This window comes from Kitasatospora sp. NPDC096204 (assembly GCF_044763205.1).
Lineage (GTDB): Bacteria > Actinomycetota > Actinomycetes > Streptomycetales > Streptomycetaceae > Kitasatospora.
Window position 1 is genome coordinate 193163 of the sequence record NZ_JBIWFT010000003.1, and the last position, 11807, is coordinate 204969.

Consider the following 11807-nt stretch of genomic DNA (forward strand, 5'->3'; position numbering starts at 1 on the left):
ACCATGCACATCAAGTGGAACGCCCTGGCCCAGACCGCCGGGGTCAGCTTCGGCATCACCGTCGCCGTGGTCACCGTCTTCGCGCTCGGCATCCTGGCGCTGTCCCGGCGCGAGACCGCGCTGAGCGCCGCCCGTGAGAACGGGGGCACCGCGGGGGCCGCGGGCGGCGGCAGGCTCGCCCTGGCCGGCGCGTGCGTCTGCTTCGCGCTCTGCGGCGGGGTCGTCCTCTACGGGCTGTCGCTGATCGCCGGTCACTGACCGCACGGCCGGACGCGGCTGACCGGCCGGACGCGACAGAACGGGCCGGGGAGTGTCTCCACACTCCCCGGCCCGTTCGCGTATCCCGACGGCCGGTCGGTCCCGCCGGCCGGTCAGCCCTCCTGGGTGGTGGTCTTCAGCGCGGTCTCCCGGATGAACAGCACGGTGACGAAGGCCAGCGCCGCGAACGGGGCGGCCCACAGGAAGACGGTGCCGACGCCGTGACCGAAGGCGTCCGTCACCAGCGGCACGATCGGGGCCGGCAGCTTGGCCAGGTCCGGGATGCCGCCGCCGGAGGCCGCGGGCGACGCCGGGACGTGCGCGGCGGCCAGGTTCTCGGCCAGGTAGTGGCCGACCTTGTTGGTCATCAGCGCGCCGAGCGCGGAGACGCCCATCGCGCCGCCCATGGTGCGGAAGAAGGTGACCACCGAGCTGGCCGCGCCGAGCTCGTGCCGGGGCACCGTGTTCTGCACCGCGAGCACCAGGTTCTGGCTGGTCAGACCGAGGCCGACGCCGGTGATCGCCATGTAGACGGAGAGCAGCACGTAGTCGGTGTCGGCCCGGGCGGTGCCGAGCAGGCCGAAGCCGAGGGCGAGCAGCGCGGTGCCGGAGACCAGGTAGGCCTTCCACTTGCCGTACTTGGTGATCAGCCGGCCGGCGACCGCCGAGGAGACCGCCAGGCCGAGGATCATCGGCAGGGTCATCAGGCCGGCCATCGTCGGGGACTTGGCGCGGGCCAGCTGGAAGTACTGGCTGAGGAAGGTGGTCGCGCCGTACATCCCGACGCCGACCAGCACGCTGGCGATCGCGGCCAGGGTGACGGTGCGGTGGCGGAAGAGGCTCGGCGGGATGATCGGCTCGGCGGCGCGGCGCTCGATCACGATGGCCAGGGCGCCCAGCAGGACGCCGCCGCCGACCATGGCCGCGGTCTGCCAGGACAGCCAGGCGTAGTTCTTGCCGGCCAGGGTGATCCAGATCATCAGCAGGCTGACCGAGGCGGTGATGACCAGCGCGCCCAGGTAGTCGATCTTCGCCTGGCGCTTGACCACCGGCAGCTTGAGGGTGCGCTGCACCACCAGGATCGCGACCAGCGCGAACGGGATGCCGACGTAGAAGCACCAGCGCCAGCCCAGCCAGGAGGTGTCCACGATGACGCCGCCGATCAGCGGCCCGCCGATGGTGGCGAGCGCGAAGACCGCGCCGAAGTAGCCGCTGTAGCGGCCGCGCTCGCGCGCCGGGACCATCGCGGCCAGGCAGATCTGGCCGAGCGCCACGACACCGCCGGCGCCGATGCCCTGGAGCGCGCGGCAGGCGATCAGCTCGCCGGTGTTCTGCGAGAGGCCGGCCAGCGCTGAGGTGCCGATGTAGATCAGCAGCGCGATCTGGAGCAGCAGCTTCTTGCTGACGAGGTCGGAGAGCTTGCCCCAGATCGGGGTGGAGGCGGTGAGGCTGAGCAGGGCCGCGGTGATCACCCAGGTGTAGGCGGACTGGCCGCCGTGCAGGTCGGCCAGGATGTGCGGCAGGGCGTTGGAGACGACGGTCGAGGAGAGCACGGCCACGAAGAGGCCGAGCAGCAGGCCGGAGAGCGCCTCCATCACCTGCCGGTGCGTCATCTGTTGACTGTCGGCCGCGGCGGCGGTTCCGCTCGCGGCCTCGGTGGTCACGGTCATCTGGATCCTTCGGCGAGGCGCGGGATACGCGGATCATGAAATTTCGTTGCCGTAAGCAACCATAAGACGAGATGGTTGAATTAGGCAACTTTCTTCAAGGGCAAGTAAAGCCCGCGGGTGCGGGCCCCGCTCACGCCGCCGACGACCGCCTCGGAACGGCTTCCTCCGCCACGGTCACTCGGCCGGCGGGTCCTCCAGCACGTCGTTGAAGCGGTGCAGCAGCTCCGCGAAGCGGCTCACGTCCTCCGGTGACCAGCCGCCCATCACCTCGCGCACCCGCCGCATCCGGACGTCCTGCGCGGCCAGGTAGCGCCGCCGCCCGTCCCCGGTGAGCGAGACCAGCGCGGACCGGCGGTCCAGCGGATCCGTCTCCCGGGCCACCAGGCCCAGTTCCTCCAGCGTCCGGATCTGCCGGCTCACCGTCGCCTTGCCGATCGAGAAGTGCACGCCGACGTCGGTCACCCGCACCGGCCCGGCCTGCTCGATGTAGCCGAGCAGGCTGTACGCCATCCCCTCCAGTCCGGGGTGCACCCGCCGTGAGAGTTCCGCCACTCTGGCCCGGCCCCGCCGGAACATCAGCGCGACCTCGCGCTCCACCGCCACCAGGGCTTCCTCGTCGCTCACCGCGCCAGTATCGCGCAGTGGCACCGGCCACGATCCGGCGCGGCCGGTGCGACAAGCCAACTACTTCATGGTATGAAGTATCGGTTCTGGAAGGACCGTTTTTCCCCGTTACGCAAGGAGATGTGGATGGCAGCCCCGGGGCAGGGTTTCGTCGCCGAACTGAAGAGTGCGGTCACCCCGCGCGCGGCACTGCTCGTGATCGGCGTGCTGCTGCTCCAGCTCGGCTTCATCACCTCCTACATCGGGGCGCTGCACAAGCCGACCCCGCAGAACCTCTCCATCGCGGTGGTCGCCCCGCCGCAGGTCACCCCGAAGCTGGTCGGCGCCCTGGAGTCGGTGCCGAACGACGCCGTCCGGGCCGTCACCGCGCCGGACGCCGAGACGGCGATCCAGCAGATCAAGGACCAGAAGCTCTACGCCGCGCTGGTCGTGGACCCGACCTCCACCCAGGACACCCTGCTGGTGGGCAACGCCCGCGGCACCGCCGCCGCCAAGGCCGCCGAGAGCATCACCACCGCGATCGACCAGAGCCAGGGCCGTACGGTCAAGGTCCAGGACGTGGTGCCGCTCGCCAAGGGCGACAACAACGGCCTCTCCGCCTTCTACCTGGTGATCGGCTGGTGCGTCGGCGGCTACCTGGTCGCCTCGATCCTCGGCATCAGCGCGGGCTCCAAGCCGGCCAACGTCCACCGCCTGCTGATCCGTCTCGGCGTCCTCGCGGTGTACTCGATCGGGGCCGGCGCCCTCGGCACGATGATCGCCGGGCCGGTGCTCGACGCCCTGCCGGGCTCGGTGCTCGCCCTGAGCGCCATCGGCGCCCTGGTGGTGTTCACGGTCGGCGCGTTCACCATGGCCCTGCAGTGCATGTTCGACATCCTCGGCATCGGCGTCGCGGTGCTGATCTTCGTGGTGCTCGGCAACCCCAGCGCGGGCGGGGTGTACCCGGCTCCGATGACGCCGCCGTTCTGGCGGGCGATCGGCTCCTGGCTCCCGAACGGCGCCGGCACCACCGCCACCAAGTCGATCGCCTACTTCGGCTCCACCAACCTGGGGATGCCGATCCTGGTCATGGTGGTCTGGGCGCTGATCGGCATCGGCGTCGCCCTGCTGGCCGTGCTGCGCGGCCCGCGCTCCGGCGGCCGCGAGCTGGTCTCCGAGGAGGCCGAGAACGGGACCGAGGCCGTGGCCAAGGCCTGAGCCGCCCGCCACTGATCGTCACCGAGCCCCCGGCCGCCACGGCCGGGGGCTCGGACGCTTTCCGGGCCCCGCGTGCCGAGGCCCCGCGTTCCCTGCCTCCGCGTTCCAGGCCCCGCGTTTCAGGCCCCCGTGCCCGCCCCGAGCGTTCCCGGGTCGGCCAGGACGGCCCGGACGACCCGCGCCGCCGCGCCCAGCAACGGGCCCCGCCGGCCCAGCCGGGAGACCGTCAGCCGGTCCCCGGACCAGGGCCGCACCGCCACCCGGGCGGTCAGTTCAGCCCGCATCGCGGGCAGCAGCCAGGGCGCCAGCCGGGCGTAGCCGCCGCCCAGCACCACCTCGGCCGGGTCCAGCAGGTTGACCGCGCCGGCGGCCGCGGTGCCGAGCGCCGCACCGGCCCCGGCCAGCGCCGCGAGGGCGGCCGTGTCCCCGGTCCCGGCGCGGTCGGCGAGCAGCGTCACCCAGTCGCCCCGGGCTCCGGTCAGGCCGGCCGCCCGCAGCACCGCCGCCTCGCCCGCGTACTGCTCCAGGCAGCCGTGCGCCCCGCAGGCGCAGGGGGGTCCGTCCGGGTGGACCGGCACGTGGCCGAACTCGCCGGCGTAGCCGCCGGCCCCGCGCAGCAGCCGGCCGCCGACCACGATCGCCGCACCGACCCCGGCCTCCGCGGAGACGTACAGGAAGTCCTCCGGGCCCTCGCCCAGCCAGCGCTCGGCCAGTCCGCCGAGGTTGGCCTCGTTGTCCGCCTCGATCGGCAGCTCGGCCAGGCCGTCCCCGACCGGGCCCGCCCCGGCCGCCCGCAGCGCCGGGCGCAGCGCGGCGGCCAGCGGGACGTCCTGCCAGCCGAGGTTGGCGGCCCGCCGGAGCACCCCGCCGGAGCCGCCGACCAGCCCGGGCACGGCCAGGGTGAGTCCGGCCGGGCGCAGCCCCGACGCGGCGACGGCCTCGTGCAGCAGGTGGGCGAGCTCGGCCATCACGACGGCGGGCTCGCGGCCGTGGTTGGAGACCTCCCGGCGCCGCCAGGCGCGGACCTCCCCGCGCAGGTCGACCACGCAGGCGCCCAGGTGCCGCACCCCGATCTCGGCCCCGAGTCCGCCGGGCCCGGCCGGGTTGAGGCCGAGCGCGGTGCCGGGGCGGCCGACCTTGCCGCTGGGCGCGGCGGGACCCTCCTCGACCACCAGGCCGGCGGCGATCAGCTGTTCGGCGAGGGAGGAGACGGCGGCTCTGGTCAGCCCCGTCCCGGCGGCCACCTCGGCGCGCGAGCGCGGTCCGCTCGCGATCGTCCCGAGCACCAGCGCCAGGTTGGCCCGGCGCATCCCCTGCTGGCTGGCGGGCGCGGTCCGAACGGGGTCCGGCTCCTGCACAAGGCTCACCTCGCCCCTCTACGGCACGTCCCGTGGCATCTCGGGTGCAGCGTAACCGGGTTCCGGGGGCACCGTCGCCGGCGCCGGGACGGGCTGGACGGCGGCTGTCCGGGCGGACGGGGCGAAGACCCACCGCCGCATCGCCCAGTAGCGGAACACCATCGCCACGACGGTGCCGACGACCATGCCGCTGAGGAAGTCCGCGACCTCCTGCCCGACCGGGTCGACGTACGGCTCGCGCAGGTCCAGGAGGTACCGGGAGACCGCCAGCGGTACGTCGTTGACGACGATCGCCACCGCGCTGACCAGGACGAACATCAGCGCCTCGCGCTGTCTGCCGGCGGCCCGGAAGGCCCAGCGGCGGTTCAGCACGTACGAGACGACGGTGCCGATCACGGTCGCGACGGTCAGCGCGACCACCGGCTTGTGCTGCAGCACGGTGAGCTTGAGCTCGAAGTCGACCACCGTGGTGAGCACGAAGCAGCCGCTTCCGACCAGCAGGAACTTCACCAGCCGGCGGTGCCGCACCAGGACGGGGCGCAGCCGGTCGGGCACCCGGGCCAGAACGCGCTGCGTGGGTGACGGCATCTCCGCAGTCTCGCACGCGGGGATGCCGTCGGCCCGTCAGACCGCCGCGGTCCGCCCGGGCCGGCGCCGGGTGCCCGGGCCGCCGCCGCGGCGGCGGCCCGGGCTCCCGGTCAGGCGGCCACCAGCACCGCGGCCCCGGCCGGCTCCAGCGCCAGCTCCAGCACCTCCCGCACGTCCGCCACCGGGTGGACGGCGAGCCGCTCCAGCACCTCGGCCGGGACGTCGTCCAGGTCGGCCTCGTTGCGCCTGGGGATGATCACCGTGGTGATCCCGGCCCGGTCGGCGGCCAGCAGCTTCTGCTTCAGCCCGCCGATCGGCAGCACCCGCCCGGTCAGCGACACCTCGCCGGTCATCGCCACGTCGGTGCGCACCTTGCGGCCGGAGAGCAGCGAGGCCAGCGCCGTGGTCATGGTGATGCCGGCGCTCGGCCCGTCCTTGGGGATGGCCCCGGCCGGGATGTGCAGGTGCACGCCGCGGTCACGCAGCGAGGTGACCGGCAGCTCCAGTTCGGCGCCGCGCGAGCGCAGGTAGGAGAGCGCGATGTGCGCGGACTCCTTCATCACGTCGCCCAGCTGCCCGGTGAGGGTCAGCCCGGTGCCGCCGGTCTCGGCGTCGGCCAGCGAGGCCTCGATGTAGAGGACGTCGCCGCCGGCGCCCGTCACCGCGAGGCCGGTGGCCACGCCGGGGACGGCGGTGCGGCGCTCGGCCGACTCCTGGGCGGACTCCGGCACGTGGTGCGGCCGGCCGATCAGGGCGCGCAGGTCCTGCGCGCCGACGGAGGCGGGCAGCTCGCGCTCGCCCAGCTCGGCCTGCGCGGCGATCTTGCGCAGCACCCGGGCGATCGAGCGCTCCAGGTTCCGGACGCCCGCCTCCCGGGTGTACTCCCCGGCGAGCCCGCGCAGCGCCGACTCGTCCACGGTGACCTGCTCGCCGCCCAGGCCGGCCCGCTCCAGCTGGCGCGGGAGCAGGTGGTCCCGGGCGATGACGACCTTCTCGTCCTCGGTGTAGCCGTCCAGCCGGACCAGCTCCATCCGGTCGAGCAGCGGCTCGGGGATGGCCTCCAGCACGTTGGCGGTGGCGAGGAAGACGACGTCGGAGAGGTCGAGCTCGACCTCCAGGTAGTGGTCCCTGAAGGTGTGGTTCTGCGCCGGGTCCAGCACCTCCAGCAGGGCGGCCGCCGGGTCTCCCCGGTAGTCGGAGCCGACCTTGTCGATCTCGTCCAGCAGGACGACCGGGTTCATCGAGCCGGCCTCCTTGATCGCCCGCACCAGCCGGCCGGCCTGGGCGCCGACGTAGGTGCGCCGGTGGCCGCGGATCTCCGCCTCGTCCCGGACGCCGCCGAGCGCGACCCGGACGAAGGAGCGGCCCATGGCGCGGGCCACCGACTCGCCGAGCGAGGTCTTGCCGACGCCGGGCGGGCCGACCAGGGCCAGCACCGCGCCTCCCCGGCGGCCGCCGACCAGCCCGAGCCCCTGGTCGGCCCGGCGCTTGCGGACGGCCAGGTACTCGACGATCCGGTCCTTCACGTCGGCCAGGCCGGCGTGGTCGGCGTCCAGCACCGCGCGGGCGCCGGCGATGTCGTACGCGTCCTCGGTGCGCTCGTTCCAGGGCAGCTCCAGGACGGTGTCCAGCCAGGTGCGGATCCAGGAGCCCTCGGGCGACTGGTCGGAGGCGCGCTCCAGCTTGTCGACCTCCTTGAGCGCGGCCTCGCGGACCTTCTCCGGGAGGCCGGCGGCCTCGACCCGGGAGCGGTAGTCGCCGTCCTCGTCGGCGGCCTCGCCGTTCAGCTCGGCCAGCTCCTTGCGGACGGCCTCCAGCTGGCGGCGGAGCAGGAACTCCTTCTGCTGCTTGGCCACGCCCTCCTCGACGTCCTTGCGGATGGTGTCGTTGACCTCCTCCTCGGCGAGGTGGTCGCGCAGCAGGGTGAGCGCGTACTCCAGACGGGCGAGCTGGTCGGCCTCCAGCAGCACCTTGAGCTTCTGCTCGGCGGTGGCGAAGGGCGCGTAGCCGATGTTGTCGGCGAGCTCGCCGACGCCCTCGATCCGGTCGACCCGGTCGACGATCTGCCAGGCGCCGCGCTTGCGCAGCCACTGGGTGGACAGCGCCTTGTACTCCCTGACCAGCTCGGCGGCCCGGCCGGTCACCGGGGTGCCCACCGAGGACTCCCGGAACGGCGTGGTCTCCACCCAGAGGGCGGCGCCGGGGCCGGTGGTGCCGACCCCGATCCGGAGCCGGCGCACGGCGCGCACCAGCGCGGCCGACTGCAACAGGGTGTTGGGGCCGTCGGCCAGCCGGCCGACCTGCTCCACGGTGGCCAGCGTGCCGACCGCCGCGTACGAGCCGTCCACCCGCGGGACCAGCAGGACCTGCGGCTTGCCGGCGCCGGTGGCGGCGGCCCTGGCGGCCTCGACCGCGGCGCGCACCTCGGTGTCCTTCAGGTCCAGCGGGACCACCATGCCCGGCAGGACGACCTCGTCGTCGAGCGGCAGCACGGGCAGGGTGAGCGGTGTGGACGTCGATGCCATGATCTCTCCCCAGTCAGCGAACTTGAGTCGACCTGACTAAGGCCTGACGGCCGCCGGATGTTCCCGGCACTCTGTTCGCCATGAGCGAACGGGGATCGGTGCGGAAAGCCCTTCCCACGACCGCGTCAAAAGGACCCCAAGGACTCCTGGGGAAGTCCTGACAGACGAGCGTCCGAGCCTGGGCGAACCCCGACCGGGCGACGGTGTCAACGCACCGCCCGCACCCGCGCCGGCGCACCGCCGGAGGCCGTCGCGGCGACCGGCCGCGGCCTGGGCGGGCGCCGCTCGACCCGGCGCAGCCAGCGCCACAGCGCGACCCCGGTCAGCACCGCGGCCGGGTGCCCCACCCCGGTGATCACGTCCCGGTCGGAGGCGATCTGCTCGGCGATCATCAGCCCGGCACCGCCCAGCGCCAGCAGCCGCCCGCGCCAGGAGAGCAGCCCGGCGACCGCGCCCAGACAGGCGAGCACGCCGTAGCTGACCCCGATGTCCAGGTAGTCCATCACCTCGGGAGCCATCCGCCCGGCCTCCACCGCGGTGATCACCACACCCTGGGAGAGCAGCGTCGCGGCGACATGCCCGGCCGCGAACACCGCCGCCGCCCTGGCCGGGCCGACCCTGCGCTCCAGCGGCGCGAGGGTGAGGGCGAATCCCCACAGGTACGGCATCCACACCTCGCCGGCCACCCAGAATCCGCTCAGCACAAGAGCGCGCAAAGGGTGCTGGAGCAGGTTGTGCCCGTCCGAACTGGAGGCTTCCTGCAGACGCTGGACGAGTTCCGGATCGGCGAGCCTCGCGAAGGTCGTGGTGACTCCCACGACGGCGAGGTATCCGATGGTGAAGGGCGTTCCCCGGGGCGTCGGCACCCGTTCCAGCAGCCATTCCACGACGCCGGCGCGCAGCCCGAGGCGGAGCATTCCGTACGGCGCCCCCGCGGCCCCGAACCCCTCGGCGCCCCGCCCGAGTCCCGCCATGCCGCCTCCGCTCCACGCCGCAGCCACCGACTCCTCGTCAGGTGCCCAACGTACCGGCGCGCGCCGCGGATTCCGCCCGGTCGGGTCTTGTCGCGGCCACGGTACGTCGAGGTTCTGGGAGGCACCTGGGAAAAGCCCGTGAAGACCGTCGTCGCGGCGGACCGCCGGATTCCCGGCATTGGTCCAGACCTTCTCCCCCACAACGCGGCAACAGGGCCTCTGACCGGCGCCTTGGCGTCAACTGGACTGCATACGTACCGTTACGCAGAGAAAATTCGCCGGGTAAGGTATCGGCCCGTGCCCACTCGTGCAGTGGGTCCGAGGGCGGCCCGAGAGCCGGCCCACGGGCCGGAAACGTCCGGTCCACCTGCCGGGAAGCATCCGCTGTCCGTACGCTGCGAAGTGCGCGGGAGAAGTGGGCGGCCGACCATCCGTCCCCGTCTCCCGATCGCGCGGCGGGACGGCGGACCCGGCACAGTCCACGACGGAACAAGACTACGAGCGGAGCCCCGCCATCCCCACAGGTGGCCGGCCCGCAGCCCTGGGGGCGGTGGCGTGACCGTGACAGAAATCCAGCAGGACAACCAGCACACCGGTGGCACTGTGAGCAGCCAGCGCAGAGTGCTGGTGGTGGAGGACGAGCCCACGATCGCCGAGTCGATCGCCGCCCGGCTGGGCGCCGAGGGCTTCAAGGTCGCCGTGGCCCACGACGGCCCCGGCGCGGTCGACGGCTTCCACACCTGGCAGCCGGACCTGGTCGTCCTCGACATCATGCTGCCCGGCTTCGACGGCCTGGAGGTGTGCCGCCGGATCCAGGCCCAGCGCCCGGTGCCGGTGCTGATGCTGACCGCCCGCGACGACGAGACGGACCTGCTGGTCGGTCTCGGCGTGGGCGCCGACGACTACATGACCAAGCCGTTCTCGATGCGCGAGCTGGCCGCCCGCGTCAACGTCCTGCTGCGCCGCGTGGAGCGCGCCCAGCAGGCCGCCCGCACGCCCGCGCTGGGCAGCCTGCGGTTCGGCGAGCTGGAGATCGACCACGTGCAGCGCCGGGTCCGGCTGGCCTCGGGCGACGTCCACCTGACGCCGACCGAGTTCGACCTGCTCGCCTGCCTGGCCGCCCAGCCGCGCGCCGTGCTCACCCGCGAGCAGCTGCTGGCCGAGGTCTGGGACTGGACCGACGCATCCGGCACCCGCACCGTCGACAGTCACGTCAAGGCGCTGCGCCGGAAGATCGGCGCCAGCTGGATCCGCACCGTCCACGGCGTCGGCTACGCGCTGGAGGCCCCGCTCTCCTAGCGTTCGCCTCACGGGCGACGGGCCACCGGGGGGCCCGTGTCCGGACGACGCCGTGCCACCACGCGGGGGACAACGCGGGACCACAGGGGACAATGACCTTTCCACAGCAACGCAACGGGGATTCCGACGGCACGCGGCAGCAGAACCTGGCCGCCCGCGCCGCCCGCCGGGTCTGGGCCGACATCCGGCCGCTCGACCCGGTCCGCTCGATCAAGGGCAAACTCGCCCTGCTCGTGATCGTCTCCGTGTTCCTGGCCACCGGGATGGTGGTCGTGGCGATCCGGTCCGAGACCCAGATCCGGATCATCGTGGTCTTCTCCATGATCGCCTCGCTGCTCTTCATGCAGTTCCTCGCGCACGGGCTGACCGCCCCCCTGCGCGAGATGACGGCCGCCGCCCGCGCGATGGCCTCCGGCGACTACAGCCGCCGGGTCGAGGCGGGCTCGCGCGACGAGATCGGCGAGCTGGCGGCCGCCTTCAACGCCATGGCCTCCGACCTCCAAGCCGCCGACCGGCACCGCCGCGAGCTGGTCGCCAACGTCTCGCACGAGCTGCGCACGCCGATCGCCGCGCTGCGCGCCGTCCTGGAGAACGTGGTGGACGGCGTCGTCCAGCCCAATCCGGCCACCCTGGAGGCTGCGCTGGAGCAGACCGAGCGGCTCGGCCGGCTGGTCACCCACCTGCTCGACCTCTCCAAGATCGACGACGGCGTGGTCGACCTGGACGCCCGCCCCTTCGAGGTGCGCGAGTTCCTGGACGGCGTGCTGCGCGGGGTCACCGTGGACGGCGCGACGGCCGGCGGCGCCTTCTCCCGGCGCGGGGACGTCCGGCTGGCCCTGGAGGTCAGCCCGACCGGCCTGACCGGCGTGGCGGACCCCGAACGGCTGCACCAGGTGGTCGCCAACCTGGTCGACAACGCCTGCAAGCACTCCCCGCCCGGCGGCACCGTGACGGTGCGGGCGAGACCGGAGGGCGAGCCGGGCGGCCTGCTGCTGGAGGTCGAGGACGAGGGCCCCGGCATCCCGCCGGCCGACCGCACCCGGGTCTTCGAGCGGTTCGGCCGCAGCGGCACCGCCACCGCCGCCGGACCGGGCGCGGACGGCGGCACCGGGCTGGGTCTGGCCATCGCCCGCTGGGCGGTGGACCTGCACGGCGGGCGGATCGCGGTGGCCGAGTCCCCGCGCGGCTGCCGGATCGAGGTCCGGCTGCCCGGGCAGCGCCAAGGTGACGGTCGGGACATTTGTCACAGATCCGACACAGACGCATACGAAGATCGTTAACGGATTCGACCGAGTTTTTGTCCGGTTTGGTCCG

The 11807-nt window shown here is 73.4% G+C and carries 10 protein-coding genes; 4 read left to right on the forward strand and 6 right to left on the reverse strand.

The genetic code is table 11. The features are described 5' to 3' along the window. The first annotated feature begins 3 nt into the window (after nucleotides 1-3). Nucleotides 4-258, forward strand: coding sequence for a hypothetical protein (locus ACIQ87_RS04290; RefSeq protein ID WP_402401274.1), 255 nt, complete (start codon nucleotides 4-6; stop codon nucleotides 256-258). Nucleotides 259-371: 113 nt separating this feature from the next. Here the strand turns inward: ACIQ87_RS04290 and ACIQ87_RS04295 are convergent, their stop codons facing one another. Both ACIQ87_RS04295 and ACIQ87_RS04300 read right to left on the reverse strand, forming a co-directional pair. Then, nucleotides 372-1928, reverse strand: coding sequence for an MDR family MFS transporter (locus ACIQ87_RS04295; RefSeq protein ID WP_402401277.1), 1557 nt, complete (start codon nucleotides 1926-1928; stop codon nucleotides 372-374). 174 nt (nucleotides 1929-2102) lie between these two features. Further along, nucleotides 2103-2552, reverse strand: coding sequence for a MarR family winged helix-turn-helix transcriptional regulator (locus ACIQ87_RS04300; RefSeq protein ID WP_402401279.1), 450 nt, complete (start codon nucleotides 2550-2552; stop codon nucleotides 2103-2105). 126 nt (nucleotides 2553-2678) lie between these two features. Here ACIQ87_RS04300 and ACIQ87_RS04305 point away from each other — a divergent pair, with 126 nt between their 5' ends. Beyond that, a complete protein-coding gene (locus tag ACIQ87_RS04305) occupies nucleotides 2679-3749 on the forward strand; it encodes a DUF3533 domain-containing protein (RefSeq protein WP_402401282.1) in 1071 nt (356 codons plus the stop codon). Between the two features lie 119 nt (nucleotides 3750-3868). Here the strand turns inward: ACIQ87_RS04305 and ACIQ87_RS04310 are convergent, their stop codons facing one another. From ACIQ87_RS04310 to ACIQ87_RS04325, 4 genes are all read right to left on the reverse strand, one after another. After that, nucleotides 3869-5059 carry an ROK family protein gene (locus tag ACIQ87_RS04310; protein WP_402401849.1) on the reverse strand — a complete coding sequence of 397 codons (1191 nt, stop codon included), beginning with the start codon at nucleotides 5057-5059 and terminating at the stop codon, nucleotides 3869-3871. Between the two features lie 66 nt (nucleotides 5060-5125). Beyond that, nucleotides 5126-5695, reverse strand: a complete 570-nt coding sequence (locus tag ACIQ87_RS04315; RefSeq protein ID WP_402401285.1) for a GtrA family protein — start codon at nucleotides 5693-5695, stop codon at nucleotides 5126-5128. Between the two features lie 110 nt (nucleotides 5696-5805). Next, nucleotides 5806-8220, reverse strand: a complete 2415-nt coding sequence (lon, locus tag ACIQ87_RS04320; RefSeq protein ID WP_402401287.1) for an endopeptidase La — start codon at nucleotides 8218-8220, stop codon at nucleotides 5806-5808. A 206-nt stretch (nucleotides 8221-8426) separates the two neighbouring features. Next, nucleotides 8427-9194: a rhomboid-like protein gene (locus ACIQ87_RS04325; RefSeq protein WP_402401290.1), complete on the reverse strand. Its 768-nt coding sequence runs from the start codon at nucleotides 9192-9194 to the stop codon at nucleotides 8427-8429. A 561-nt stretch (nucleotides 9195-9755) separates the two neighbouring features. Between ACIQ87_RS04325 and ACIQ87_RS04330 the strand changes: the two genes are divergently transcribed. Further along, nucleotides 9756-10493, forward strand: a complete 738-nt coding sequence (locus tag ACIQ87_RS04330; protein ID WP_392874216.1) for a response regulator transcription factor — start codon at nucleotides 9756-9758, stop codon at nucleotides 10491-10493. Between the two features lie 92 nt (nucleotides 10494-10585). Then, the gene (locus tag ACIQ87_RS04335) at nucleotides 10586-11773 is read left to right on the forward strand and encodes a sensor histidine kinase (RefSeq protein WP_402401292.1); all 1188 of its coding nucleotides are present in this window, start codon (nucleotides 10586-10588) and stop codon (nucleotides 11771-11773) included. Nucleotides 11774-11807: the final 34 nt, after the last annotated feature.

What these genes read in the sequence shown, in the direction of transcription:
- ACIQ87_RS04310 (WP_402401849.1), bottom strand. Translation starts at nt 5,059, where the DNA reads ATGCGCCGGGCCAACCTGGCGCTGGTGCTCGGGACGATCGCGAGCGGA.
- ACIQ87_RS04335 (WP_402401292.1), top strand. Translation starts at nt 10,586, where the DNA reads ATGACCTTTCCACAGCAACGCAACGGGGATTCCGACGGCACGCGGCAG.
- ACIQ87_RS04325 (WP_402401290.1), bottom strand. Translation starts at nt 9,194, where the DNA reads ATGGCGGGACTCGGGCGGGGCGCCGAGGGGTTCGGGGCCGCGGGGGCG.
- ACIQ87_RS04295 (WP_402401277.1), bottom strand. Translation starts at nt 1,928, where the DNA reads ATGACCGTGACCACCGAGGCCGCGAGCGGAACCGCCGCCGCGGCCGAC.
- ACIQ87_RS04315 (WP_402401285.1), bottom strand. Translation starts at nt 5,695, where the DNA reads ATGCCGTCACCCACGCAGCGCGTTCTGGCCCGGGTGCCCGACCGGCTG.
- ACIQ87_RS04305 (WP_402401282.1), top strand. Translation starts at nt 2,679, where the DNA reads ATGGCAGCCCCGGGGCAGGGTTTCGTCGCCGAACTGAAGAGTGCGGTC.
- lon (WP_402401287.1), bottom strand. Translation starts at nt 8,220, where the DNA reads ATGGCATCGACGTCCACACCGCTCACCCTGCCCGTGCTGCCGCTCGAC.
- ACIQ87_RS04290 (WP_402401274.1), top strand. Translation starts at nt 4, where the DNA reads ATGCACATCAAGTGGAACGCCCTGGCCCAGACCGCCGGGGTCAGCTTC.